The sequence below is a fragment of the Streptomyces sp. HNM0575 genome (assembly GCF_012726265.1).
GTDB lineage: Bacteria > Actinomycetota > Actinomycetes > Streptomycetales > Streptomycetaceae > Streptomyces.
The window spans coordinates 388698-413660 of record NZ_JAASAG010000005.1 but is presented as its reverse complement, the minus strand read 5'-3'; the positions used below and the strand labels follow the sequence as shown (position 1 = coordinate 413660).

Genomic DNA, 24963 nt, shown 5'->3' with positions numbered 1-24963 from the left:
AAGGAGACCCGCGGTCGGGCCGGGGGGGGCAGACGCGAGCGTCAGAAGCGGTCGATGACCGCCTTCTTGGCCGCGGTGAACTCCTCGTCGGTGAGCACCCCTTCGCGGTGCAGCTCGCCGAGTTCGCGCAGGCGCCGCAGCAGCCGGTCGTGGTCCGCCTCGGCCGGGTCGGCGGGCCTGTCCGCCGGGCCCCCGCCACCGTCCTCCACGAGCGACGGCGCGAGTCCCTCCGCGCCTGCTCCCACGGGCGGCCTCGCCCCGGCCGGATGAGGCAGCCGGGCGGTCACCGCGGCGGCCAGCAGTACGGAGCCGCCCGTCTCGCGGGCCTGCCGAATGCCCCACAGCATCAGGCAGTTCGGGTCGTGCTCCGGCTTGAGGAAGGCGTTCCCGCCCTTCTGGCGGAAGCGCAGCGAGCCGTTCTCCCAGCCGATCGCGGGCGTCCACTCCACACTGTCGAGTTCGTCGAGGGCGAAGCTGCGCGGGCCCCCGTGCGACTTGCTCTCGCTGGCCATCCAGTTCCACTCCAGCTGGACGCGCTCGCCGTCGAACGAGGCTGTCCCGTCCGTGCCGCCCGCCGTGAGCGGAACCGCGGGCCCCGGCAGCAGATAGCGGTCGCTGGGCGTGTCCGGCACGCCGTCCAGCAGCAGTGCGCGGCGAAGTTCCGCCACGAAGTACTCGGCGACGCCGGAGCGGTCCTTCTCCACCGGCAGTTGATAGGGGTCCGAGGCGTCCGGCAGACGTCCGCTCGCCACCTGTGCGAGCGGGTCGGCACCTTCCCGCAGGCGCAACCGCAACCGGCCGCCCTTGCGGCCCGGCTCGTAGGAGAGGCCGGAGATCGCCGTGATCGGTACGGCCACCTCGCCCAGCACTCTGCGCAGCGGGTGCATGTGCTTCCCCACGGCGGGCACGATCCGCACCGTCTCGCCGTCGAACGTCCATGTGCCGGTGCGCTGGATGATCTCCGCCATGCGGCGATTATCCGAGACCGGGCCACCGGCAGCCATCGGCCGGGAGGTCCTGCGTCATCACGCGGCCGGTGTCCGCTGCCTCGTCGGCCGCGGTCCCGATACCGGCCGGGGTCACGGCCGGTGTCCCTGCGTCAGCTGTCGCCGCGTGCCGTGCGCGCCGCCGTCGCCAGGTCCAGGTCCGTGGTCTCGGGGGCCAGGAAGTGCGACACCACTCCCCCGAGCGCCAGGACACCCGCGCCTGTCAGCAGCACGAACTCCACGCCGAAGCGGTCGAGTCCCATCGGGAGCAGGAAGGTGCCCACCGCGGCGCCGACCCGGCTCATCGCCGTGGCGAAGCCGACTCCGGTCGTACGGACCGATGTCGGGAACACCTCCAGGGGGTAGACGGCCGTGAGGGCGCTGGACGCGGCGTTCAGGAAGATGAAGAAGAGGAAGCCCGCGACGATCACGAATGTGGACTCCGGCCAGACGGCGACGAGGGCCAGACCGGCCGCGGTGATCCAGAACGGGGGGATCAGCAGCCTGCGGCGGCCTATGCGGTCCACCACCAGGCAGCCGGCCGTGACGCCGGCGACCGCCGTGAAGGAGTAGACGAGCAGCGCGGCCGCGGCGTTGTCGCCCATGCCCAGGGCCTCGAACACGGGGCCCCAGAACGTGCTGATGGCGAAGTACGGCAGCACCAGGCAGGCCCAGAACGTGCCCGCGAAGACCGTGGACCGGATGTGACGGCGGGTGAACAGGGCCCGCAGAGCGCCTTGTCGGCGTTCCATCGACTGCCGGCCCTCGGCGAGTTCGCCGTCGACATCGACCTCGATGCCGTAACGGGCGATCAGTGCCTCCGCCTCGCTGCGACGGCCGCGGCTGAGCAGCCAGCGCGCGGATTCGGGGATTCCGCCGCGCAGGGTGAGACACACAGCGGCGATCAGCGCGCTGCTCGCCAGCGACCAGCGCCAGCCGCCCTCGACGCCGGCCAGGAGCGCGCCGACCACGGTGGCCAGCGCGTAGCCGACGTACCAGCTGATCTCCAGGCTCGCCAGCAGCCGGCCGCGGCCCCTGCTCGGCGCGTACTCGGACAGCAGCGGCGCCCCGATCGCGTACTCGCCGCCGATGGCGATGCCCATGATCAGGCGGACGATGAACAGTTGGGCGCCGTCGGTGACGAAGAACTGGAGGACCGAGCCGATCAGGAAGATCAGCATGTCGCACAGGAAGAGGGGACGGCGGCCCATCCGGTCGGCGAGCCAGCCGAGGAACGGGCCGCCGACGAAGATGCCGATCAGGGGCGATGCGCCGACCAACCCCTCTTCCAGGGTGGAGAGATGGAGGTCCGCGGTGAGCGCGGTCAGGGCGAGTCCGATGCCGCCGATGACGTAGCCGTCGAGGCCTTCGCCTATCTGTGTGGCCAGTTTCAGCTTGGTGTGCAGTCGTTTGCGCTCGCGCGGCGACGCCACGTCACCGGCCGGCGGCTCGTGGACAAGCGGATCGGTGGTGGGGTCGCCAGCCATGTGCGGGTCCTTGTCTGTCGGTGTCCGGGCAGGCGTGGACCCCAGCCGAGCTGCTCTTTCGTCCGTGCCGGAGCGGGGCCCGTCCGGTGCGCGGTGAATCTACGAGCGCGTCATACGGGCGACAAGGCTGCTTCGAGGATCGCAACTGCGGTTGCTGTGAGGGCAACTCACGCTCGGCGGCGGCACGTGACTTCTGTCCGTGGCGCGTGACTTCCGTCGGCGGCACCCAACTTCCGTCCGCAGCACGTGACTTCCGTCGGCGGCACGCCACTTCCATCGCCTGCACGCACATCACGCACCCGCGCCGGGCGGGCGCATGCCCGAGCAGCGCCGGAACTCCGCACTGCCTCGCCGAGGTGCACAGCTCAGGTGCCGAGGTCCGAGGTCCGAGGTCCGAGGTCCACAACTCAGGTGAGGCGGTGGCCCCTTGGCAAGGTGCGCGGGGGCTCCCAGCCCATCAGCGCCGAGACGCGGGCCGCCGCCGCGGCCGTCGTACGGCCGGCCTGGTCGAGCCGCCGGCCGAGGCGGGACTTGGGCGCGGAGATGTTGATCGCCGCCACGACCCGGCCGCGGAAGTCGCGTACCGGCGCCGACACTCCGACGAGCCCGGCCTCGAACTCCTCGTCGACGCGCGCATAGCCCAGCCGGACCGCCTCCTGTATCAGCCGCCACACCTCGGGCACGGCCAGCTCTCCCGTGCCGGCGGTGCCGAAGCGGACGTACAGCTCGTCGGGTGTGGTGTCGGCCAGCAGGACCCGTCCGGCGGAGGTCTGCCACGCCGGCACTCCGCGGCCCTCCCAGCCGTGCACGCGGAAGGAGTGCCCGGAGACGGAGAGCAGCGTGAGCACCTCGCGGTCGCTGAGCACGCACAGATGGCTGGTCTCCTCGATCTCGGCGCAGAGCGCGTGCATGACCGGCTCGGCCACCCTCACCAGACGGTTCCCGGTGGTGCGCGCCACCATCGAGAACAGCCGCCAGCCGAGGCGGTACTCCAGCGTGTCCGGGTCCCGCTCGACGATTCCCTCGGCCGTCAGGGCCTTGAGCGCCCGGGAGACCTGGGTCTTCTCACGGCCGACGAGCTGTGCCAGCCGTACGACTCCGAGGCCGCCGGCGCTCTGTGCCTCGTCCGAGGCGAGTGCCTCGAGGAGGTCGATGTCACGGCGGAGGCCGTGTCCGCGCTGCGGGGTGGTGGACGACTCGGTCACGCGCGTCATCCTAGGCGCTCGCGCCGACGCCGAAACCAAGAGGAACGTGCAGGTCAAGTACGGGAGTTGCCGGGAAAGCAACCCGCGTTGCAATTCCCCCCGACGGCCTTGCGGCGGCACGGCGCCGGACCTAGTTTCGCCGCATCGGGCCGGACGAACTGCCGCGATTGCGAGGTTCCTCCCGGCAGCGGCCCGCCTCCCAGGAGCCAGGAGATCTCATGTCCTTCGCCCCCACCGCGCTCGTCGGCGAGTCCTTCGTCGGCGCGGGTGCCAACGCCGCCCACACGAACGCAGTGATCGGACGCAAGGGCGGCCCGGTCGAGACGGCGTGGGCGGCCGCGCTGGCGACGCCGACCACGGGGCATGTGCCGTTCATGACGGTCGTACGGCCTTCCGTGCCGGTGAAGCCGCTGACCCTGTTCGTCAACAAGGCAGCGGCGTCGGGCGAGTTGCATGAGCGCGCCACCTGGGGCTCCGCCCAGGCAGGGCTCGCGCGCGGCGTCGCGGACGCGGTCGAGGCCGGTCTGATCCCGGCATCGGAGGCGGACGAACTGCTGATCATCGCCGCAGTCTGGGTCGACCCGGCCGTCGACGACCTGGACGAGTCGTTCCTCAACCAGCGCACCGCCGCCCATCGGGCGATCGAGGCCGCCGTGCGCTCCACGCCCACGGTGGGCGATGTGCTGGCCGCCGCGGCGGAGGGCCCGGCGAACCCCTTCTACACGCCCGGCGCCGAGGTGCTCGCCCGATGAAGATCACCGACATCACGCTGGACCGGCTGCGCCTGGAGCTCGATCCACCGTTCCGTGCCGCATGGGATCCGGAGCCGCGCCGCCACTTCGACGCCACGATCGTCCGCGTGCAGACCGACGAGGGCGTCACCGGCATCGGCTCCGGCGACCGCATGGACGGCTTCGAGACGTACAAGCCGCTGTTCGTCGGGGAGGATCCGCTCGACATCACCCGGCACGTAAGGGCGATCGAGACCGCCAACTTCCACGGCGCGCACTACTGGCCGCTGGAGGCCGCGCTGTGGGACGTCATCGGCAAGGTCCACGGCAGGCCCGTCGCCGAACTCTTCGGCAACGCCGCCAAGAAGCTGCCGGCCTACGCCTCGTCCGGCGAGCTGAAGTCGCCCGAGGAGCGGGTGGCGACGGCGCTTGAGGTCCGCGATGCGGGCTTCCGGGCCATGAAGATCCGTATCGACCGGAACAGGATCGACGAGGGCGTCGCGGCGGTACGTGCGGTGCGCGAGGAGCTGGGCGAGGGCTTCGAGATCATGGTCGATCTCAACCAGTCCTGGCGGATGGCGGGCGACACCGCGCACGCCTCCGATCTCGCCGGGACGCGCAAGACCGTGGCACGGCTGGCGGAGCTGGATGTCTTCTGGGTCGAGGAGCCGCTGCCGTACGCCGATCTCGACGGCTTCAAGCGGCTGGGCGCCGAGAACCCGGGGGTGCGGATCGCGGCCGGTGAGATGCACCGTTCGACGGCCGAGTTGCTGCGCTTTCTCGAAGAGGACGCGCTGGACGTCTACCAGATGGACGTGGTCCTGGCGGTCGGCATGCACCGCGCCCGCACCCTCGCCGAGCTGGCGCTGCTGAAGCACCGTCAGTTCACCCCGCACAGCTGGACCAACGGCATCGGCCTGCTCGCCAATCTGCATGTGTCCGCCGGCGTCGGCGGGGGCCCGTTCTTCGAGTTCCCGTACGACCCGCCCGGCTGGACCCCCGAACACCGCGACTTCATGCTCGCCGAGCCGGTGCGAGTCAACGGCGACGGAGACCTCGAGGTGCCGGACGGGCCGGGCCTCGGCGTGGAACTGGACGAGGACGCGGTCGACCGCTGGAGGATCAAGTGACGTCGCAGAACGCCGCGTACGGCATCGAGGAGCTGCTGGCACGCTCCTACGAGGAGTGGCTGACCGCCGCGGAGCAACTCAGGTTCGAGACCCGGCCGTTCATCGACGGCGCCTTCACGGACGCCCTGTCCGGCGACGCCTTCACATCGGTCTCGCCGCGCGACGGCGCGCCGCTCGCGCAGGTCCAGTCGTGCGGTGCCGAGGACATCGACCGTGCGGTGCGCGGCGCGCGTGCCGCCTTCGACGACGGCCGGTGGCGCGAGCTGCCGCCCAAGGAGCGCAAGCGGACGCTGCTGCGCTGGGCGGAGCTGATCCGCGCGAACGCCGAAGAGCTGGCGCTTCTCGACACGCTGGAGATGGGCAAGCCGATCACCGCGTCGGTCCGCGTCGACGTCGACAAGGCCGCCGAGACGATCGCCTGGTACGCCGAGGCGATCGACAAGACCTATGACGAGATCGCACCGACCCCCGGCGACGCGCTCGCGCTCATCAGCCGGGAGCCGCTGGGCGTCGTCGCGGCCGTCGTGCCGTGGAACTACGCGCTGCTGATCGCCAGTTGGAAGCTCGGCCCGGCTCTCGCCACGGGCAACAGCGTCCTGCTCAAGCCCGCCGAGCAGACCTCGCTGGCCGCGCTGCGGCTCGCCGCGCTGGCCACCGAGGCAGGGCTGCCCGACGGCGTGCTGAACGTCGTCCCGGGCCGGGGCGAGGTCGCGGGACAGGCCCTCGGCCGACACCCCGACGTCGACAAGATCGCCTTCACGGGCTCGGCAGAGGTCGCCAGGCTGTTCCAGGTCTACGCGGGGGAGTCCAACGGCAAGCAGGTCGCCGTCGAAGCGGGCGGCAAGTCACCCCAGCTCGTCCTCGCCGACGCCGACATCGGGGCCGCGGCGTCCGCCGTCGCGTGGGGCGTCTTCTACAACGCGGGCCAGACCTGCAACGCCGGTTCACGAGTCGTCGTCCACGCGAGCGTCAAGGACCGACTCCTCGACGAAGTACGCCGGATCACCGACGAGACCTTCCGCGTCGGCGATCCGCTCGACCCGGCCACGGTGATGGGACCGATCGTCGACGAGCACCAACTGGGCAGGATCCTCCGGTACGTCGAGCAGGGCACCCGGGACGGCGCGACCCTGTTCCTCGGCGGCGAGCGCACTCTCGCCGGGACCGGCGGCACCTATCTACAGCCGACCGTGCTCGACGGGGTCGACAACACCTCCGCCGTGGGCCAGGAGGAGATCTTCGGCCCGGTCCTGGCGGTCGTGACGTACGACGGCGACACGGACGAGGGCGTACGGCTCGCCAACCAGACCGACTTCGGGCTCGTGGCCTCGGTGTGGACGCGCGACGTGACGGTCGCGCACCGCACCGCAAGCCGGCTGCGCGCCGGCACCGTCTGGGTCAACACCTTCGACGCCAGCGACGTCATCACGCCGTTCGGCGGTTTCAAGGCGACCGGCGCGGGCCGCGACAAATCGCTGCACGCTCTGGACGCGTACACCGCGCTCAAGACCACCTGGATCAACCTCGCCTGAACCGCCGCCGATTCACGCACCCGTCTTCCCTCCCGCTTCCTTCCCGCACTTCTCCCCCGTTCACCTCTCACCGCTGCGAGGACAACGATGAGGATCGGTTTCATCGGCCTGGGCAACATGGGTCGCCACATGGCCCGCCATCTGATCCGCGCGGGACACCTGGTCACCGTGCACGACTCCAGGCCTGAGGCCGCCGCCGAGCATCTGGCGCTGGGCGCCCGCTGGGCCGCGACGCCCGCCGCCTGCGCCCAAGGCACCGAAATGCTGATCACCATGCTGCCCGGTCCGCGGGTCGTGGAGGAGGTGCTGCTGCACGGCGGAGCGGCCTCAGCCCTGACACCCGGCGCCCTGTGGACCGATATGTCGACGTCGACTCCGGCTGCCGCCGAGCGCGTGGCGGCCGAGGTCCTGGACGCCCGCGGGGTGCGCAGGCTCGACGCGCCCGTGAGCGGCATGGCGCGCGGCGCGGACGCCGGGACACTCCAGATATTCGCCGGCGGCACGGACGACGACTTCCGTGCGTCGCTGGCCGTGTTCGAGGCGATGGGCGATCCGGAGAAGGTCCTGCACGTGGGCCCGCCCGGCACCGGCTACACCGTCAAGTTGATGATCAATCTGCTGTGGTTCAGCCATCTCGTGGTCACGTCCGAGGTGCTGGCGATGGGCGCCAAAGCGGGTGTGGACCTCGGTGTGCTGCGCGGCTCGCTGCTGGCCAGCCCGGCCGCGTCGCACTTCCTGGAGAACGACATCATGTCCGTGCTGGCGGACGGCGATTACGACGACTCGTTCGCGATGGCGCTGGCGTGCAAGGACCTGGGTCTCGCCGTCGACGTCGGGCGTGACCTCGGCGTCGCCACCGAGCTCTCCGCGCTGGTCGAGCAGATCTACCGCCGCTCCAAGGCCGAACACGGCGATCTGGCGGGCGAGATGAGCCCGGTACGGCTCTACGAGGCGCTCGCCGGACGCGAGTTCCGCCTTCCCGGCCCGGCGACCGCTTTCGGCGACGCGGCCCTCACCGCCTGAACCTCACCCTCAGCGCCAGGAGCCCTCCATGACATTCCCCGAGCGCGACAGCCTCGCGCCGCTGAGCATCGAGCCGACCTGCCGCATCGAGTTCGGCCCCGGCCGCCTCGGCCGGCTGCCGGAGCTGATCGCCGCCACCGGTCATCCGCGCGCCTTCGTCGTCACCGACCGCGGGCTGCGAACCGCGGGCGTCGTCGACCGGCTGCTGAAGGTGCTGAACGTCGCCGGCATGGAGTACGCCGTCCACGACGAGATCTCGCCCAACCCGTCCACCGGCGACGTCGACGCGGGCGCGGCACGGGCCCGGCGCTTCGGGCGCGCCGCGGTCGTCGCCCTGGGCGGCGGCTCCGTGCTCGACGCGGCGAAGGGCATCGCGCTGCTCGTCGGCAACCCGGACGCCCGGGCCGCCGACGCCGACGCGCTGTGGGAGGCCGCCGACGGTCTCCCGCTCGTCGCCGTCCCCACCACCTCCGGCACCGGAGCGGAGACCAACGGGTTCGGCGTCATCGAGGACACCGCGGCCTGCCGCAAGGTCTATCTCGGGCACGCGTCGGTCAAGCCCGGGGTCGCGCTGCTGGACCCCGAGCTGACGCTGGGGTTGCCCGCGCACGTCACCGCGGCCACCGGCATCGACGCGCTGGTGCACGCCATCGAGTCGCTCGCCTCGCGCGGGGCGAGCCCGGTCTCCGCCGCGCATGCGACACAGGCCGTCGCCATGGTCGGCCGGGCGCTGCCCGCCGCGTACCGCGACGGCTCCGACCTCGACGCACGCGCCGAGTTGATGATGGGCGCACATCTCGCCGGACAGGCCCTCACGCTCTCCGGCCTCGGCCTGGTCCACGGCATCGGCCACGCGCTCACCGCCCACACCGGCACCCCGCACGGTGTCGCGCTGGCGGCCGTGCTGGAGGAGGTCATGGAGTTCAGCGCTCCGGACGCCGCCGGCGCGTACGAGACGACGGCAAGGGCGCTGCGCCTGGATCCGCCCTCCGACGGCGACTGGGCGCGGGCCGCGATAGGGGCCGTGCGCGAGATCTCCGGCGCGGTCGACGTCAAGAGGCCGCTGCGTGAGTTGCGCACGACCCGGCAGCTGCTGCCGTCTGTCGCCGCGGGCGCGGTGACAGACCCCGTCACGCGCAACGCCCCACGGCAGCCGACCGAGCCCCAGGTCCTCGAACTGCTGCGCTCGGCGTACTGACGGCCGCCGGTGAAGCAGTCGCCGTTGAGTCCGCCCGCCGCTCCGCGCAGCGGCGGACGGAACGCCGGAACACGATCACCTCGGGTGGAACGCCGATGCGCGGTTCGGGCAGACGCCGGAGCACGATCACCTCGCGCGGAACGCCGATCCGCTGCCGGCGTACGGAGAGTCAGCGCGGGTCAGTGCAGCGCGGATCAGTGCAGCAGCACGATCTTGCCGCGGGCGTGGCCGCCTTCGCTCAGCGCGTGGGCGGCAGCGACCTCGGCCAGTGGGAATGCCCCCGCGACGGGGATGCGCAGCCGACCCTGCTCGGCCAGTTCGACCGCGATCGCCAGGCCGTGTGCCGCGGGCGGATCGGGAGGACCCACGGAAGCGCCCGGCGCCGTATGGGACATGTGCACGCCGTGGGCGGCGGCGGTGATGTCCGCGACCGTCACCACGCGGGCCGGGTCGCCGGCGATGGCGACCAGGTCGGGCAGCACGCCCCCGGCACAGTCGAAGACCGCGTCCACACCCGACGGCGCGAGTGCGCGGATCCGCTCGGCCAGCCCCGGCCCGTACGTCGTCGGCTCCGCGCCGAGGGAACGCAGGAAGCCGTGGTTGTGCTCGCTCGCGGTGCCCAGCACGGTCGCGCCGCGCGCGGCCGCGAGCTGCACGGCGACGCTGCCGGTACCGCCCGCCGCGCCGTGCACCAGCACGGTGTGCCCGGCGCCCACCGCGAGCCGGTCCAGGACGCGGAAGGACGTCTCGACGGCACCCGTCGCCCCCGCCGCCTCCTCCCACGTCCACCCGGCCGGTCTCCGGGCCCACATGGCGAGGTTGACGTGGTCGGCGTTGGAGCCGCGGGCGGTCATCGCGGTCGCGCCGAAGACCTCGTCCCCGACCCGCGTACCGGTCACGCCCTCGCCCAACTCGTCGACCACGCCCGCGGCGTCGTAGCCGGTCCGGACGGGGAAGACCGCCGGCAGCACCTCCCGCATCGCTCCGGACCGGCTGCGCACCTCCCCCGGTGACACGCTCGATGCGCGTACGGCGATGCGGATCTCTCCCGGGCCCGCGTGCGGTTCCGGCTCCTCGACGATGCGGAGGACACCGGGCGGGCCGTACTCGGCGTACTGGACTGTTCTCATGGCGCCGAACGTAGGCGGGCCGGACGGGCGGCCTGGCTAAAGTGAGAGCGTGACGAGCGAAGTGAGTCGGTTGCGTTCGGACGCGGGCGACAACCGCGAACGCATCCTGGCGGCGGCCCGGCTGGCCTTCACCACCGGTGGACTCTCCGTGCCGGTACGGGAGATCGCCAGGCTCGCCGAGGTCGGCCCCGCCACCGTCTACCGGCGGTTCCCCACCAAGCAGGCGCTGTTCACCGCCGCCTTCGGCGAGGAGATGTCCCTGTGCTCGACGGTCGTCGAGGAGGGGCTCACGGCGAGTGACCCGTGGCAGGGGCTGTCCCTGGCGGTCGAAAGGCTCGTGACTGCGTACGGCGGCGACCCGCGGGTCCGGGCCGTCATCGCGCAGCTCTCCCGCAGCGCCGAGTTCACCGCCGATCGCGACCGGACGGTGCGCGGGCTGCTCGAACTGATCCGGCGTGCAAAGGCGAGCGGCGAACTGCGGGCGGACGTCGTACTGGAGGACGTCGTCCTCGCCGTGCAGGCGAGCCATGGCGTCCGCGCGGGCTCCCCGGCGGCACAGGCCGCGGCGACGCGTCGGCTCGCAGCACTGATCATCGATTCGTTCCGGGCGAACCCCGGCGCGGCCCCACTGCCCCCTGCCGCCCGGCTGCCGATGCGTGTGTGAAGCACTCGCCACGGCAGGTGCGTCACCGACCTCACCGGACGTCACAGCCGGGTCCGCGGCGAGCCCCATGTCCCGCCGCGGTCGCGGCCGTTGCCGCTGAGGCCCCGTCTTCCGTCCGCGCATGACCTCCGCGTAACCCCGAATTGCGCTGCTGCGAAGCCCCTGTTGCAATGCCGGCCGGGGCCCGGGGCGGCCGTTGACCGGTCAGTGGGGCGTCACTAATTTCGAGGTCATGCGCGAGTCCGATGCATTCACGTCGCGATGTGCCGCGGATCGACCCTGCGTCGCCGCCACTCGATGTAGCTGAGATCCCCGGCGCCACCGGCTCTTCCAGGCGGCGCGGGCGACACGGCGTGGCCCGGCCGACGGCACCCTCGATTCCCCGCTTCCGCCTTCGTACGCCGACAGTCGGTCCAGTGCGCGGGAGCCCTCCCCCACGGGGCGAGCGCAGCGGCCTACGGGCCCCAGCTCGCTGACGGCTCCGGACGCGGTACGAGCAGGGGCGCGGCCGGTGGCACGGCGGTTCCGAGCCGCCGCCCTGAGGCTCCCCGGCCTCTTCGCCGGAACGTCTTCGCCGCAACGTCCTCGCCGCAACGCCGTCCCGGTCCCGCGTCGTCGGCGCCTCCTCCTCGGGCGACCTCGGCACTTCGTCCCCGCTCGGCCACCGCGAACTCCCGCGACCGCACTGCGCACAGCCGCTGCCCGACATCGACCGGAACATCCCGGATCCTTCCGGAATCCACCGACCCACCCGTCCGCGTACCCGTCCACGTCCACCCACCCGTCCACGTCCACATCCACGAGGGAAAGACATGAGTGAGCAGCAGCCCGTCGACTCCATCACCGGCGGGCACACCGCCGAACCCGCCCAGCAGCCCGAGGAGGGGGCCAACTGGTCCTTCGAGACCCGGCAGATCCACGCGGGAGCCGAGCCCGACCCGACCACGGGGGCGCGGGCGGTGCCGATCTACCAGACGACGTCGTACGCGTTCCGGGACACCCGGCATGCGGCCGACCTGTTCTCGCTGGCCGAGCCGGGCAACATCTACACCCGGATCCACAACCCCACGCAGGACGTCTTCGAACAGCGGATCGCCGCGCTGGAAGGGGGAGTTGCGGCGGTCGCGCTCGCCTCGGGGCAGGCGGCCGAGACCCTGGCGATCCTGACGCTGGCGGGCTCGGGCAGCCACATCGTCTCCAGCACCTCGCTGTACGGCGGCACGTACAACCTCTTCCGGCACACCCTCCCCAAGTTCGGCATCGAGGTGTCCTTCGTCGACGACCCCGACGACATCGAGGCGTGGCGGGCGGCCATCAGGCCGGAGACCAAGGCGCTGTTCGCGGAGACGCTCGGCAATCCGCGCGGCAACGTCCTCGACGTGCGCGCCGTGGCCGACGCCGCCCACGAGGCCGGGCTGCCGCTGATCGTCGACAACACGGTGCCGACTCCCTATCTCCTGCGGCCTCTTGAGCACGGCGCGGACATCGTCGTGCACTCCGCCACGAAGTTCCTGGGCGGACACGGCACCACCATCGGCGGCGTCGTGGTGGACGGCGGAACCTTCGACTTCGGCGAACACGCCGAGCGCTTCCCCGACTTCCACTCCCCCGACCCCAGCTACCACGGCCTGCGCTACTGGCCGGACCTGGGACCCAGCGCGTTCGCCGTGAAGCTGCGCGTCCAGCTCCTGCGCGACCTGGGGCCCGCGATCGCGCCCCACTCCGCGTTCCTGCTGCTCCAGGGCGTCGAGACGCTCAGCCTGCGCATCGAGCGGCACTCGTCCAACGCGCAGGAACTCGCCGAGTGGCTGGAACAGCGGGACGAGGTCTCCGCCGTGCACTACCCGGGGCTGCCGTCCAACCGCTGGTACGAGGCGGCCCGCCGCTATCTGCCGCGCGGCGCGGGCGCGGTGGTCTCCTTCGAGCTGCGGGACGGCGTGGAGGCGGGCAAGCGCTTCGTCGACGCCGTCGGCCTCTTCAGCCACCTCGCCAACATCGGCGACGTCCGCAGCCTGATCATTCACCCCGCCTCGACCACCCACAGCCAGCTGGACGAGGCACAACTGGCCGCGACCGGTACGCATCCCGGCCTGGTCAGGCTCTCGGCCGGACTGGAGCACATCGACGATCTGAAGGCCGACCTGGAGAGCGGCTTCCGTGCGGCGAAGGGCGCCGCCTCCTGAGCGGCGCGAAGCGCGGTGGGCCCGACGGTCTCGTGGCGGGCGCCGGGGGCGGCACGACTGGTGCGGGTACGACGGGCACCGGTGGCACTGCGGGCACCGCGGGCTCTGCGGGCACCACGGGCGAGGAGAGCGGGGACGGCGGGGCCGTCGTGCCGCGCCTGCCGGGCCCCACGCGTACGCCGGGTCCCGAGCGAACGCCGCGCCCCGCCCGTACGCCGAGCCCACGCCTCCCTCCCGCCACGGGCGCCTGGCGGGAGGGAGACCCGGTGGGCAGGCGCCGCTGGGCGGACCTCGTCACCGGCACGCAGCACCCGTTGCCCCTCGAATCGGGCGGTCGACTCCCCACCGTGCGGCTGGCGTACGAGACATGGGGCCGTCTCGCGCCCGACGCCTCCAACGCCGTGCTGGTACTGCACGCGCTGACCGGCGACAGCCACGCCGCAGGGCCGGAGGGCCCGGGGCACCCGACCCCCGGCTGGTGGGACGGGCTGATCGGGCCGGGGCGGGCGCTGGACACCGACCGGTGGTTCGTCGTCGCGCCCAACGTGCTCGGCGGCTGCCAGGGCAGTACGGGCCCGGCCTCGCCGGCACCGGGCGGCAACCGCCCCTGGGGCAGCGCCTTTCCGTCTCTGACGCAGCGCGACCAGGTGGCGGCCGAGGCGCTGCTCGCCGACGCGCTCGGCGTGGAGCGCTGGGCGGCCGTCGTCGGCGGGTCCATGGGCGGGATGCGGGCGCTGGAGTGGGCGGCGGCCCAACCGGCCCGGGTGGGCGCCCTGTTGCTGCTCGCCTGCCCGGCGGCCGCGTCCGCGGACCAGATCGCCTGGTCGTCCGCGCAGATCGAGGCGATCCGCGCGGACGCCGGGTGGCGCGGCGGCGACTACCACGACGCGGGACCCGGACGCGGGCCGCACCGCGGCCTGGGCGTCGCCCGCCGCATCGCCCATCTCACCTACCGCGCCGAACCCGAACTCCAGGCGCGCTTCGGACGGTTGGAGCAGGAGGAGGACGAAGAGCCGGGCAAGGGGCCCCGTTACCGCGTGCAGTCCTATCTCGACCACCACGCCGACAAGCTGGTGCGGCGGTTCGACGCGGCCAGCTACGTACGGCTGAGCGAAGCGATGAACCGGCACGACGTCGGCCGCGACCGCGGCGGCACAGCCTCGGCGCTGCGGCGCATCAACGTCCCGGCACTCGTCGCGGGGGTGGACTCCGACCGGCTCTACCCGCTCGCCCAGCAGGCGGAGTTGGCCGCCGGCATCGCCGGCGCGGACCGGGTCCGGGTCATCGAATCCCCTTGCGGCCACGACGGGTTCCTCGTCGAGACCGAGCAAGTCGGCGCGCTGGTACGGGAGTTGCTGAGCTGAACGACCGAACCAGCCCAACGACCCAACCAGCCGAACGACCGAACGAGCCGAACGGGGCGATCGGCGGCCGGAGAGCCGGCCCGAGCGCCCTCGACCACACACCGCACTGGAGGTCCTGTCATGTCCGAGTCGTCCGAGTCGTCGACAGCGGATGAGCCGTCGAATGAACCGCAGTTGCCGCCCCGCCGGTGGAACCGCCGCCGCATCGCATGGTCGGCGTCCGTCGCAGTGGTACTGATCGCGGGGCTTGCCGTCGCGCTGGCCCTCTCCCTCGGCGGCGGGGCGAAATCCAGGACGGTGAGCATCGGTGTCACCGACGGATCGCAGCCGTACTGGAAGACGTTCGCCGCGCTGGCGAAGAAGAAGCTGGGCGTGAACGTGAAGTACGTCAACTTCACCGACTACAGCCAGCCCAATCCGGCCCTGGCGGAGAAGCGCCTGGACCTGAACCAGTTCCAGCACATCCAGTACCTGGCGAACTACAACGTCACGGCGCACGAGAACCTTCAGCCGGTCGGCGCGACGGCTGTCTACCCGCTGCCGCTGTACTCGCTGAAGTACAAGTCGCTGTCGGCGCTGCCGGACGGGGCGAAGGTGGCGATTCCCAACGACGCCGTCAACGAGGCGCGGGGCCTCCTCGTGCTCCAGGCGGCGAAGCTGCTCACGCTCAAGGATGGCGGTACGACGTTCTCCGGCACGTCGGACATCAAGACGCACAAGGTCGACGTGGTGACCCTGGACGCGTCGCAGACCGCCGGGGCGGTACAGAGCGGCTCGGTCGCCGCCTCGATCGTGAACAACAACTTCGCGACCAGCGCCAAGCTGTCGAAGTCGGACGCGATCTTCCAGGACGACCCCAAGAGCGCCGTCGCCGCGCCGTACGTGAACGTCTTCGCCTCCCGGCCCGGCGACAAGGACAACCCAACGTACCGCAAGCTCGCCGCGCTCTACCGGGATCCGTCGGTGCGCAAGGGCGTGCAGAAGGCCAACAGCGGCACCGCGGTCTTCGGCGAGCAGTCCCCCGGGAAGTTGCGTTCCGAGCTCGCGACCGTCGAGAAGCAGGCCGAGGCGGCGAAGAAGTGACCGTGGCGGAAGAGGAGTTGGCGACCGGGAGCGAGTCGTCCGGCGGGCAGGCACAGGAGCAGGCGCAGACACATGTGCGCTTGGAGCACGTGCACAAGGCCTTCCCCGGCAAAGGCAGGCGCGGCACGCCGTTCACCGCCCTCGACGACGTCGACGTGGACATCCGGCGAGGAGAGGTCTTCGGCATCATCGGGCAGTCCGGGGCGGGCAAGAGCACCCTGGTACGGCTCATCAACGGCCTGGAGTCCCCGACGTCCGGCACGGTGCGCGTGGGCGACCACGACCTCACGGCGCTGGACGAGCGGAGCCGCCGGAAGGTGCGGCGCGACATCGGCATGGTCTTCCAGCAGTTCAACCTCTTCCGGTCCCGCACGGTCGCGGGAAACGTCGCCTATCCGCTCAAGGTCGCCGGGGTCGACCGGGCGGAGCGGGACCGCAGGGTCGCCGCGCTGCTGGACTTCGTCGGCCTGCTCGACCGCGCGCACGACCACCCCGAGCAGCTGTCGGGAGGGCAGAAGCAGCGCGTGGGCATCGCCCGCGCGCTTGCCACCGAGCCCGCGCTGCTGCTGGTGGACGAGGCGACCAGCGCGCTCGATCCGCAGACGACCGGCGAGGTGCTGGCGGTCCTGCGCCGCGCCAACCGGAAACTGGGCGTCACCATCGTGATCATCACCCATGAGCTGGACGTGATCCGCGCCGTCGCGGACCGGGTCGCCGTGCTCCACGGCGGGCGCATCGTCGAACAGGGCAGTGTCTACGACGTGTTCGCCCGCCCGCAGGCGGAGGAGACAGCGCGCCTGATCGGCACCACGCTGCGCGAACGCCCCTCCGAGGCCACGCTGGCACGGCTGCGCCGCAAGCACACCGGCCGGATCGTCTCGATCCGGATCCAGGACCGCGCCGGGCTCCAGACCGAGGTCGCCCGCGTGTTCGCGGATCACGAGGTCGCCGCCGAGATCATCTTCGGCGGCATCGGCGAAGTGCAGGAACGGCCGGTCGGAAGCCTCACCTTCGAACTCGCCGGCGAGCCGGCCGCCGTCGACGCGGCCCTCGGCGCGCTGCGCGCCGAGGGCGTCGACCTGATCGAGGAGAACCCCTGACGTGGACGAGTTCATCACCAACCTGCCGGTCTACCGGGAGGCGATCCGGCAGACGTTCTACATCGTGCTCGTCTCCCTCGCGGCGGGGGGCGTGCTCGGGCTCGGGCTCGGACTGGTGCTGTACGCGACCAGGCCGGGGAACCTGCTGGGCAACCGCGCGGTGTTCGTCGTGGTCAACGTCCTTGTCAACGTGGTCCGTCCGGTGCCCTTCGTCATCTTCCTGACCGCCATCCAGCCGCTCATGCTGCACACCATCGGCACCACGATCGGGACCGACGCGGTCACCTTCGCCCTGTCGCTCGCAGCCGCGTTCGCCGTCAGCCGCATCGTCGAACAGAGCCTGCTCACCGTCGATCCCGGGGTCATCGAGGCCGCCCGCGCGGCCGGAGCCCGGCGGGCCGGCATCCTGATCACCGTCCTGATCCCCGAGGCCCTCGGCCCGATCATCCTCGGCTACACCTTCATCTTCGTCGCCGTGGTCGACATGTCCGCCCAGGCCGGCCTGTTCGGCGGCGGCGGCCTGGGCGACTTCGCCATCACTTACGGCTCCCAGCGCTACAACTGGCCCGTCGTCTACATCACCGTCGCGACCATCGTCGTGATCGTGCAGGCCGGCCAGTTCCTCGGCAACTGGCTCGCGCGCCGCGCACTGCGACGCTGAGCGCCTACTCCTTCGCCTGCCTCGGATCGACCGGGATCTCCGGTGCCGCGTTCTCCGCGCGGTCCTCGGCGACCGACTGCCGCCCCGCGGTCCCGCAGCAACGCTCGTACTGGTTCCGCCAGTCCGTCATGAACGTGTCGTAGCTGGACCTGCCGACCAGCTTCAGGTCCGTCTCGTCGTTGTGCCAGACGCCGTTGCTCGTCCAGTTCGAGGAACCCACGAACACGATCCTGGAATCGGCCGCACCCGCGTAACCACCGCTGACCGTCATGTACTTGTTGTGCGTGTAGTGCAGCGCGTTGCCGTTCGCGTCGGTGCCGCGGCTGGTGTCGTGCACGTCGATGCCCGGCCGGTTCCTCAGGTAGCTCTGCACGCTGTCGTCGACCTGGCCGGCGGTGATCAGAATGTGGATCTTGACGCCGGTCCGTGCCAGGCTCACCAGCTTCTTCGGCAGTTCGAGATAGTTCCGGTCGCCCGGCTTCCCGTGAGAGGTCCACTCGAACATGGCGATGTTCACGGTGGCCGGCGCCTTGACGTTGTTCAGGAAGTCGACCCAAGTGTCGCTTCTGCTGCGGGCCTTGGGCCACTGGTACGAGGGCGGGGACAGCGCCCTGGCGGCCTTGCCGCCGGTGGAGTAGTAGTCGGGCGCCAGCGGGCCCGGGCCGCCCAGCGCTCCCTTCGCCATGGCGGTGAAGTAGCGGAGGTAGGAGTTGTACAGGGCGACGTTGCCCTTGACGGTGGCGCTGCTGTTCCACGCGGTACCCGCCTGGGCCGAGGTGGGATTGGCGCTGCTGACGGTCACTGTCCGGTTCGCATCCAGCCCTCCGCTGAACATGTAGTACTTCGCGTGCAGGGAAGAGCCGCTGAAGTGGGTCAGGCAGCCGCCCGGGCACAGCGCGGCGAAGCTGGAGGCCCGCGGGTCGTTGCCCAGCTCGGCAACCATCGACTGCCAGATCGCGTTGTCGCTGTGGGCGTCCATCAGCGCCTTGACGATGACGCCGCGCCGGTGTGCGGCTATCAGGGCGTCGGCGAACTCCGGGCCCGGCCGTGCGCTGCTGATCGAGTACATGGCGACCCGTATGGTCTGCCCGCACCCGGCGCTGTCGATCGACTCGATGATCGGGCCCATGATCTTCATCTGGGCGGCGGGGTCCTCCGGGTCGTTGAAGCGCGGACCCGCGCTGGAGGTGAACGTCCGGGACTCGCAACTGAGCGGCGCCTTGGCCTTCTTGACCGCGGCCTGCGCGGACGTCAGGGGCAGCATGGCGACGACCAGCGCGATGATCAACGTGATCGCCCGCTTCATCGACGGCCTCTCACCGAGCTGTCGACGTTGACGAGGCTGTCGACCGTGAAGAGCCGGGCCGCCGCCGGGCCGCAGGGCCGCGGCGCGCAAGGCCGGAAATATGGCGAGTTGAAGCAGAACATCAAGGAAACCCCCGTGACGTCGAGTTGGCTGACTCATGTACCAACTTGCGACATGTGAGGCCTTCGAAAGGTTGCAGGACGATCCGAACCGTGACCTGGCACTTGCCGGCGGAACCGGATCCGCTTCGCGACTCGTCCTGGGCGAGATGGAAGGGGAGTCGTGGTGGAGCAGGCGCGGTCAGGCAGAGCCGGCGGTGCGGACGGTCCTCCGGCGCCGATGGCGGTGGGCGCCGCGCGAGAGCTCAACGGGCCGGCCGGCCCGGAAGCGGGGGCGGGTGCTCGCCGCGTTCGCGGTGGTGACGGCGGCGTTGCTGACGTTTCACCGGGCCGTGCCCAACTCCGTGGGACACCTGGGCAGTTTGCTGGAAGCCTTCCTGCCATGGCTGGGCCTGGTGGCCGTGGTGCTGCTCGGCCTTGCGCTGCTGCGCCGCTCGGTCACCGCGCTGATCGCGCTGCTCCTGCCGGCGGCCGCCTGGACGTGTCTCTTCGGGGGGCTGCTACTGCCCGGTGTGAAGCCCGGCGCGCACGACTTGACCGTGGTGCAGCACAACGTCAGTGACGAGAACGCCGATCCGGCGGGTACGGCCCGGACACTGGCCGGTGCCGGGCCCGATCTCATCGGGCTGGAGGAGCTGGTGCCCCGGGCGCTGCCTGCCTACGAGAAGGCCCTGGCATCGGACTACCCGCACCACGTGGTCAGGGGAAGCGTCGGGCTCTGGTCGAAGCATCCCCTGAGCGACACGCGGCCCGTGGACATCAGGCCCCGGGGAGTCCCGAAGGACTGGCGCCGCGGGCTGCGGACCGTGGTCCGTGCACCGCAGGGCGAGATCGCGGCGTACGTCGCGCATCTGCCCTCGGTCCGCCTCCGGGCGAGCGGCCTGGAATCCTCGTGGCGCGATGAGAGCGCCGGTCTGCTCGGCCGGGCCCTCGCCGCCGAGAAACGCAGGACGGCGATCCTGCTGGGCGACCTCAACGGCACGGTCGACGACAGGGGGCTCGGCCCGCTGACCTCCCGCATGAACGTGGCGGAGCGCGGCTTCGCCTTCAGCTTCCCCGCGTCACTCCCGCTGGCCCGGATCGACCAGGTCATGGCCCGCTCGGCGACGGTCCGCCGGATCCGCGCCCTGCCCCCGACCGGCAGCGACCATCTCCCGATCGCGGCCCGGATAACGCCGCGTTGAAGGAACGCCTCAGTGCGACGGCAGGCGCCCGCGCCGGGCACCCGACGAGGCTCTGATCACTCGCCCGCCTCCGTCCCGCGCGGGCCGCCCCGTCCGTCCCGCTGCCCGTGCCCGTGCCCGGCGAGACCGACGTACATGCTCCGGTGCAGTTCCGTCACGTGTGCGCAGGCCAGGTCGGCGGCGAGGGACGCGTCGCGCGCGCCGAGGGCCGCGCGGATGTGCTTGTGCTCGTCGTTGCTCTTGCGCAGGTAATCCATGGGATACGGGAGGAAGTAGGAGTACAGCTCCTTCACCACCCGTCGGTACATGCCCAATGCAGCGGTCGTCCCCGCGCAGTTCGCGAGGGTGAAGTGGAACCGCTCGTCCGCCGCGTGGAATTCGGCCCAGGTCCCGGCCTCGTCCATCTCCGCGGTGCAGGAGTCCATGGCCGCGAGCGCCTCCGGTGTCGCGCGCTGCGCGGCGAGGTGGGCCAGTCCCGTCTCCAGCACGGTCCGCTCCTCGATGAGGCGGTGCACGCGCTCGCTGTCCTCGTGGTAGGCGGTCACCTCCGCCACGGTGCCGCGGCGAGGCTCGTCGGACACGAACGTGCCGCCGGTCCGTCCCGGCGCACGGCGCACGACGCCTTCCCGTTCCAGGGAGCTGAAGGCCCGCCTGACGGTGATCTCGCCGACGCCGAGAGCGGCGGCCGTCTCGCGCGGATTGGGCAGCCGCTCGCCCGGGGCCAGCAGCCCGAGGTCCACCGCCAAGGAGATGCGCACCCGGACCGTGTCCACGGCGCTGGTCCGGCGGATGGCCCCGACCGCCCCGCCCGTCAGCACTGACGGCACGGCGGAATCGTCCCGTTCGGTCATCGAGTCAGCCTAGGGACCGCGGCGCGGCCGGTCACCACTGTGTCGTGAGGGCGCAGCACCGCTTCTCCCGTTCTCCGGCGTTATGTGATCGAGACCTCGGACACCATATACTTTATCAAAATGAGCATGTTTCCATGTGGCCGCAACCGCACGACCGCCCTGGACGGTTCCGGCCCGGAACCAGAGAAGGCAGCGCCCCCATGAAGATCGCCGGACTTCAGACCTCCGGGACCCCCGGTGACGTCGACGCCAACCTGCGGGAGCTCGACGCGGCCTGCCGGGCCGCGCGCGAGGACGGCGCCGAACTCCTCATCACTCCTGAGCTGTTCATCACCGGGTACGACATCGGGGACGCCGTGCTGGAGCTGGCACGCACCGACCTGCTCACACCGGTGCGGCGCATCGCCCGCGAGCACGGCATCGCGATCGTCCTCGGCGCCCCGGAGTCCGACTCGGGCGCCTGCTACAACAGCGCCCACTTCATCGACCGGACGGGCACGGTGATCGCCGGGCACCGCAAGAGCCACCTCTTCGGCGAACTCGACCGCAGGTACTTCACCGCGGGCGACCGCCTGACGTCGATCGTCGACTACGGCGGCCTCCGTATCGCCTTACTCATCTGCTACGACGTGGAGTTCCCCGAGACCGTAAGGGCCGCCGCGCTGGCAGGAGCAGATCTGGTGGTAGTGCCCACGGCCCAGATGGAGCCCTTCGAGTTCGTCGCCGAACGGCTTCTCGCCGTACGGGCCTGGGAGAACCAGGTCTACCTCGCGTACATCAATCACGACGGGACGGAACGGACGCTCACCTACGTCGGCCGCAGCTCGATCGTGGATCCCTCGGCGACGGTGCTCGCCGAGGCCCTCCATGGAAACCGGCTGCTCACCGCCGTCGTGGACCCCGAGACCGTCAGGACGGCCCGCGCGCGCAACCCCTATCTGCGCGACCGGCGCCCGGCGTTGTACGCGTCCGCTCCCCCGCCTCCCTCGTAGGAAAGGGTTCCTCATGGCGTCCGATCTCTCCCGATCCGGCTCCACCGGGTCCATATCGCCCACCGGCCTCACCGGACGCCTCGGCACGGGCTCCATCGTGTTCATGGTGATCGCGGCGGCCGCGCCCCTGACGGTCATCGGCGGCAACGTCCCGCTCGCCGTCGGCAACGGACCCGGCGCGGGCGCCCCCGTCGGCTTCGCCCTCGCGTCGCTGATCCTGCTGGTCTTCGCGGTCGGCTTCGTCACCATGACACCGCACGTCCCGGAGGCGGGCGCCTTCTACGCCTACGCCACCCGCGGGCTGGGCGACCGCGTGGGCGTGGGCACGGCCGGTGTCGCGCTCGTCGCCTACACCGCCGTCCAGGTCGGCGTCTACGGGTACTTGGGCTGGGCGGTGGACTCCACCGTGCGGTCGTTCGGCGGCCCGCACATCCCCTGGTGGGCGTCCGCGCTCGCGGTCGCCGGGCTGGTGGCCTTCCTCGGATACCGGCACATCGACCTGAGCTCCAAGGTCCTCGGCGTGGCGCTCGTCCTGGAGATCGGCGTCATGGTCGCCGTCGACGCCGCGGTCTTCGCACGCGGCGGCGCACACGGAGTCAACGTCGAGTCCTTCACGCCGCACGCGGTCTTCTCCGGACCGCTGGGCATCGCGGTGCTGTTCGCCCTCACCGGGTTCATCGGCTTCGAGGCGACCGCCGTCTTCCGCGACGAGGCACGCGTGCCCGAGCGGACCATTCCCAGGGCCACTTATCTCGCCGTGGTCATCATCGGGGTCTTCTACACCGTCTCCTGCTGGGCCCTGGTCCTGGCCGCGGGCGTGGACGACGCCACGACCGTGGCCCGGCACACCCTGGACGGCGACGGCAACATGCTCATGGACATCGCCCGGACCTATGTAGGGACGACGCTGCGGGACCTGATGCAACTGCTCCTGCTCACCAGCCTGTTCGCGTGCGTGCTCTCCTTCCACAACGTCATCGCGCGCTACACCTTCACCCTCGCCGGCAAGGGGCTGATGCCCGCCGCGGCCGGCCGGGTGCACGAGCGGCACCGCTCCCCGTACGTCTCGTCCCTCGCCCAGACGGTGACCGCCGTGCTGCTCATCGCGGTGTGCGCGCTGGGGCAACTCGACCCGCTGGTCGGTGTCTTCGGCTCGCTGGCGGGAGTGGCGACGGTCGGCATGGTGCTGCTCATGCTCACAACCTCGGTCGCGGTGGTGACGTTCTTCGTCCGCAACCCGCAGCTCGCCCCGGGCAAGCTGTGGCAGACCAGAATCGCACCGGTCCTGGCCGTGTTCGGCCTGCTGACGGGCCTGTGGCTCGTGCTGAGCAACTTCACGCTGGTGACCGGCGGCAGCACCGGTATCAGCGTCTTCCTGGCGGTCGTTCCGTTCGCGGCCTTCGTCGCCGGTCTGGTCCGCGGCCCGGGCAAGCCGTAGACGAGACGTCCGCAGATGACACGGCCGCAGGCGCGACGGCCGCAGGTGAGGTCACCGCCGGGAGTTTCCCGCGAAGATGCGATAGCCGATCAGCAGAACCAGCGATCCGGCGATGGCGGCGACCCAGGTGGCGAGGTCGAAGAACTGCTTGTCCACGGGGCGGTCGAGGACGGTGGCGGAGAGCCAGCCGCCGAGGAACGCGCCGGCGACGCCGATGAGCGTCGTGACGATCAGGCCGCCCGGGTCCCGTCCGGGAAGAAGCACCTTGGCTATCGCCCCCGCGATCAGGCCCAGGATGATCCAGCTGATGAAGCCCATGACTCTTCTCCGTCCTCTCGGGTGTCTTCTCGGGGGGGTGCCGTACAGCCTCCCCCATCTGCGAGGACGGGACTACGCCGGGTTCGGTTGCCTGCGACCCGGTCCCGGCCTTGATCACGTGAGGACGGCCCGGCCGCTCCGTCCCGTCCGGCCGCGGATGTTTTACGTCACGACATCTCCGCAGGATTCCGGCACCCGCTCCCGCAACTCGCGGTGAGTGCGCGACGATCTGGCGTCGCCCTGGCCACCCACGACGAGAAGGGGACTGCGATGCCCGGATGGAAGCTCTCACGGCGCGGTCTGCTCAAGGCGGGAGGCGCGACCGCTCTCGCCGCCGCAGGGGCCGGAGCGCTGACCGTCGGCACGGCTTCCGCCGCCGTGCCGGCATCGAAGCGCTTCGACCTGTCCAAGCCCTCGTACGACGTCCTCCGCAAGGTCCTGCTCCACGAGAAGCACCACGCGATGCAGGGCATGGCGTTCGACACCGAGAACCGGCATCTGTTCATCGCCCAGGTACGCGACGGCAGTTCGGGCGACGACCTGTGCATCAACCGTCTCGACGAGTCCGGCAGGGTCACCGGCAGGATGCACATCGACAACGCCGGGCACGGAGTCTCGATCGGCGCGGAACCGAACGGCTCGGACACCTTCGTCTGGGTCGAGTGCGACTCCGACGCGGATGACGACGGCGGGCGCGGCACGGCGCTGGCCCGCTTCAAGTTCGCCGACGGCAAGGCTCCGTCCGGGGTGAGGAAGTTCTTCACCGGCAGCAAGACGATCACCTGCGCCACCGACCCGGTCAACAAGCGCATCCTGATCCGCCGCAAGGAAGCGGGCGAGTTCACCTACCGGCTCTACGACTTCTCCAGCATGGACGTCGAGAACGGCACGTTCACCGACGAGTTGGCGAAGATCACCCAGCCCGTGCTGGGCGACGGCTCGGTGACGTTCCAGGGGTACGCCGTCTTCGGCAGCTACCTCTACACGCTGGACGGCGAGGGCCACTCCGACCCGGCCGACATCGACTCGTTCGTGACGGCCACCGACTTGAACACCGGCAAGGCCGTCGAGCGCTTCCTCACCAAGGCGGGCAAGTCACTGGTCTACCGGGAGCCGGAGGGCATGGCGGTGACCAGGACGTCCGGCGGGGAGGTCAGGCTGTGCTTCGGCTTCGCCTCCCGCACCAGCGTCGGCGACATCGACCGGTACGCCAACGTCTTCCACAAGAACGTCCTCGTCTGAGGAGCGACGGTGTCGCGGTGCACGGACGACCGACCT

At 71.2% G+C, this 24963-nt stretch carries 22 protein-coding genes; 15 read left to right on the top strand and 7 right to left on the bottom strand.

Annotation, left to right across the window (positions count from 1 at the left end):
* Nucleotides 1–41: 41 nt before the first annotated feature.
* From HCC61_RS15370 to HCC61_RS15360, 3 genes are all read right to left on the bottom strand, one after another.
* Complete coding sequence (locus HCC61_RS15370; RefSeq protein ID WP_169135997.1) at nt 42–968, bottom strand: DUF4429 domain-containing protein; 927 nt, start codon at nt 966–968, stop codon at nt 42–44.
* Nucleotides 969–1099: 131 nt separating this feature from the next.
* Nucleotides 1100–2473: an MFS transporter gene (locus tag HCC61_RS15365; RefSeq protein WP_169135996.1), complete on the bottom strand. Its 1374-nt coding sequence runs from the start codon at nt 2471–2473 to the stop codon at nt 1100–1102.
* Between the two features lie 407 nt (nt 2474–2880).
* Complete coding sequence (locus HCC61_RS15360) at nt 2881–3687, bottom strand: IclR family transcriptional regulator (protein ID WP_169135995.1); 807 nt, start codon at nt 3685–3687, stop codon at nt 2881–2883.
* Nucleotides 3688–3896: 209 nt separating this feature from the next.
* On the opposite strand from HCC61_RS15360, the gene fae reads away from it, so the two are divergent.
* The 5 genes from fae (at nt 3897) to HCC61_RS15335 (ending at nt 9292) form a co-directional block, all read left to right on the top strand.
* The gene (gene fae, locus HCC61_RS15355) at nt 3897–4430 is read left to right on the top strand and encodes a formaldehyde-activating enzyme (protein WP_169135994.1); all 534 of its coding nucleotides are present in this window, start codon (nt 3897–3899) and stop codon (nt 4428–4430) included.
* Entirely contained in the window at nt 4427–5539 is a 1113-nt protein-coding gene (locus HCC61_RS15350) for a mandelate racemase/muconate lactonizing enzyme family protein (protein ID WP_169135993.1), read from the top strand. The genes fae and HCC61_RS15350 overlap by 4 nt, the downstream gene beginning before the upstream one ends.
* On the top strand, nt 5536–7071 hold the full coding sequence (locus HCC61_RS15345) for an aldehyde dehydrogenase (protein ID WP_346777212.1): 1536 nt from the start codon (nt 5536–5538) through the stop codon (nt 7069–7071). Before HCC61_RS15350 ends, HCC61_RS15345 begins: the two co-directional genes overlap by 4 nt.
* Nucleotides 7072–7158: 87 nt before the next feature.
* Complete coding sequence (locus HCC61_RS15340) at nt 7159–8094, top strand: NAD(P)-dependent oxidoreductase (protein ID WP_169135992.1); 936 nt, start codon at nt 7159–7161, stop codon at nt 8092–8094.
* A 28-nt stretch (nt 8095–8122) separates the two neighbouring features.
* Nucleotides 8123–9292, top strand: a complete 1170-nt coding sequence (locus tag HCC61_RS15335) for an iron-containing alcohol dehydrogenase (protein WP_169135991.1) — start codon at nt 8123–8125, stop codon at nt 9290–9292.
* A gap of 194 nt (nt 9293–9486) precedes the next feature.
* On the opposite strand, the gene HCC61_RS15330 is transcribed toward HCC61_RS15335, so the two are convergent.
* Nucleotides 9487–10422 (bottom strand): NADP-dependent oxidoreductase, encoded by a 936-nt coding sequence (locus HCC61_RS15330; RefSeq protein ID WP_169135990.1) that lies wholly within the window; start codon nt 10420–10422, stop codon nt 9487–9489.
* A gap of 49 nt (nt 10423–10471) precedes the next feature.
* Between HCC61_RS15330 and HCC61_RS15325 the strand changes: the two genes are divergently transcribed.
* The 6 genes from HCC61_RS15325 to HCC61_RS15300 all read left to right on the top strand — a co-directional run bounded on the left by HCC61_RS15325 (nt 10472) and on the right by HCC61_RS15300 (nt 17477).
* On the top strand, nt 10472–11086 hold the full coding sequence (locus tag HCC61_RS15325) for a TetR/AcrR family transcriptional regulator (RefSeq protein ID WP_169135989.1): 615 nt from the start codon (nt 10472–10474) through the stop codon (nt 11084–11086).
* An 812-nt stretch (nt 11087–11898) separates the two neighbouring features.
* Complete coding sequence (locus HCC61_RS15320; RefSeq protein ID WP_169135988.1) at nt 11899–13269, top strand: bifunctional o-acetylhomoserine/o-acetylserine sulfhydrylase; 1371 nt, start codon at nt 11899–11901, stop codon at nt 13267–13269.
* Nucleotides 13270–13535: 266 nt separating this feature from the next.
* The gene (locus tag HCC61_RS15315) at nt 13536–14633 is read left to right on the top strand and encodes a homoserine O-acetyltransferase (protein WP_346777211.1); all 1098 of its coding nucleotides are present in this window, start codon (nt 13536–13538) and stop codon (nt 14631–14633) included.
* A 120-nt stretch (nt 14634–14753) separates the two neighbouring features.
* Complete coding sequence (locus HCC61_RS15310; RefSeq protein ID WP_169135987.1) at nt 14754–15716, top strand: MetQ/NlpA family ABC transporter substrate-binding protein; 963 nt, start codon at nt 14754–14756, stop codon at nt 15714–15716.
* Nucleotides 15713–16816: a methionine ABC transporter ATP-binding protein gene (locus tag HCC61_RS15305; protein WP_346777210.1), complete on the top strand. Its 1104-nt coding sequence runs from the start codon at nt 15713–15715 to the stop codon at nt 16814–16816. Before HCC61_RS15310 ends, HCC61_RS15305 begins: the two co-directional genes overlap by 4 nt.
* A 1-nt stretch (nt 16817) precedes the next feature.
* A complete protein-coding gene (locus tag HCC61_RS15300; RefSeq protein WP_169135986.1) occupies nt 16818–17477 on the top strand; it encodes an ABC transporter permease subunit in 660 nt (219 codons plus the stop codon).
* A 4-nt stretch (nt 17478–17481) separates the two neighbouring features.
* On the opposite strand, the gene HCC61_RS15295 is transcribed toward HCC61_RS15300, so the two are convergent.
* Nucleotides 17482–18783, bottom strand: a complete 1302-nt coding sequence (locus HCC61_RS15295; protein ID WP_169135985.1) for a phospholipase D-like domain-containing protein — start codon at nt 18781–18783, stop codon at nt 17482–17484.
* A 397-nt stretch (nt 18784–19180) separates the two neighbouring features.
* Between HCC61_RS15295 and HCC61_RS15290 the strand changes: the two genes are divergently transcribed.
* A complete protein-coding gene (locus HCC61_RS15290; RefSeq protein WP_346777209.1) occupies nt 19181–20086 on the top strand; it encodes an endonuclease/exonuclease/phosphatase family protein in 906 nt (301 codons plus the stop codon).
* Nucleotides 20087–20142: 56 nt separating this feature from the next.
* Here the strand turns inward: HCC61_RS15290 and HCC61_RS15285 are convergent, their stop codons facing one another.
* A complete protein-coding gene (locus HCC61_RS15285) occupies nt 20143–20937 on the bottom strand; it encodes an FCD domain-containing protein (protein WP_169135984.1) in 795 nt (264 codons plus the stop codon).
* A 200-nt stretch (nt 20938–21137) separates the two neighbouring features.
* Between HCC61_RS15285 and HCC61_RS15280 the strand changes: the two genes are divergently transcribed.
* Both HCC61_RS15280 and HCC61_RS15275 read left to right on the top strand, forming a co-directional pair.
* Nucleotides 21138–21929 (top strand): carbon-nitrogen hydrolase family protein, encoded by a 792-nt coding sequence (locus tag HCC61_RS15280; RefSeq protein WP_169135983.1) that lies wholly within the window; start codon nt 21138–21140, stop codon nt 21927–21929.
* A gap of 13 nt (nt 21930–21942) precedes the next feature.
* Nucleotides 21943–23367, top strand: coding sequence for an APC family permease (locus tag HCC61_RS15275; protein ID WP_169135982.1), 1425 nt, complete (start codon nt 21943–21945; stop codon nt 23365–23367).
* A 51-nt stretch (nt 23368–23418) separates the two neighbouring features.
* Here HCC61_RS15275 and HCC61_RS15270 read toward each other — a convergent pair whose 3' ends face one another.
* Nucleotides 23419–23685 (bottom strand): GlsB/YeaQ/YmgE family stress response membrane protein, encoded by a 267-nt coding sequence (locus HCC61_RS15270; protein ID WP_169135981.1) that lies wholly within the window; start codon nt 23683–23685, stop codon nt 23419–23421.
* Nucleotides 23686–23955: 270 nt separating this feature from the next.
* On the opposite strand from HCC61_RS15270, the gene HCC61_RS15265 reads away from it, so the two are divergent.
* The gene (locus HCC61_RS15265) at nt 23956–24927 is read left to right on the top strand and encodes a teichoic acid biosynthesis protein C (RefSeq protein WP_169135980.1); all 972 of its coding nucleotides are present in this window, start codon (nt 23956–23958) and stop codon (nt 24925–24927) included.
* The last annotated feature ends 36 nt before the right edge of the window (nt 24928–24963 follow it).

Coding starts and splice junctions, on each gene's coding strand:
- HCC61_RS15370 (WP_169135997.1), bottom strand. CDS start 968: ATGGCGGAGATCATCCAGCGCACCGGCACATGGACGTTCGACGGCGAG.
- HCC61_RS15335 (WP_169135991.1), top strand. CDS start 8,123: ATGACATTCCCCGAGCGCGACAGCCTCGCGCCGCTGAGCATCGAGCCG.
- HCC61_RS15340 (WP_169135992.1), top strand. CDS start 7,159: ATGAGGATCGGTTTCATCGGCCTGGGCAACATGGGTCGCCACATGGCC.
- HCC61_RS15320 (WP_169135988.1), top strand. CDS start 11,899: ATGAGTGAGCAGCAGCCCGTCGACTCCATCACCGGCGGGCACACCGCC.
- HCC61_RS15360 (WP_169135995.1), bottom strand. CDS start 3,687: ATGACGCGCGTGACCGAGTCGTCCACCACCCCGCAGCGCGGACACGGC.
- HCC61_RS15280 (WP_169135983.1), top strand. CDS start 21,138: ATGAAGATCGCCGGACTTCAGACCTCCGGGACCCCCGGTGACGTCGAC.
- HCC61_RS15310 (WP_169135987.1), top strand. CDS start 14,754: ATGTCCGAGTCGTCCGAGTCGTCGACAGCGGATGAGCCGTCGAATGAA.
- HCC61_RS15285 (WP_169135984.1), bottom strand. CDS start 20,937: ATGACCGAACGGGACGATTCCGCCGTGCCGTCAGTGCTGACGGGCGGG.
- HCC61_RS15365 (WP_169135996.1), bottom strand. CDS start 2,473: ATGGCTGGCGACCCCACCACCGATCCGCTTGTCCACGAGCCGCCGGCC.
- HCC61_RS15265 (WP_169135980.1), top strand. CDS start 23,956: ATGCCCGGATGGAAGCTCTCACGGCGCGGTCTGCTCAAGGCGGGAGGC.
- HCC61_RS15350 (WP_169135993.1), top strand. CDS start 4,427: ATGAAGATCACCGACATCACGCTGGACCGGCTGCGCCTGGAGCTCGAT.
- HCC61_RS15330 (WP_169135990.1), bottom strand. CDS start 10,422: ATGAGAACAGTCCAGTACGCCGAGTACGGCCCGCCCGGTGTCCTCCGC.
- HCC61_RS15270 (WP_169135981.1), bottom strand. CDS start 23,685: ATGGGCTTCATCAGCTGGATCATCCTGGGCCTGATCGCGGGGGCGATA.
- fae (WP_169135994.1), top strand. CDS start 3,897: ATGTCCTTCGCCCCCACCGCGCTCGTCGGCGAGTCCTTCGTCGGCGCG.
- HCC61_RS15275 (WP_169135982.1), top strand. CDS start 21,943: ATGGCGTCCGATCTCTCCCGATCCGGCTCCACCGGGTCCATATCGCCC.
- HCC61_RS15295 (WP_169135985.1), bottom strand. CDS start 18,783: ATGAAGCGGGCGATCACGTTGATCATCGCGCTGGTCGTCGCCATGCTG.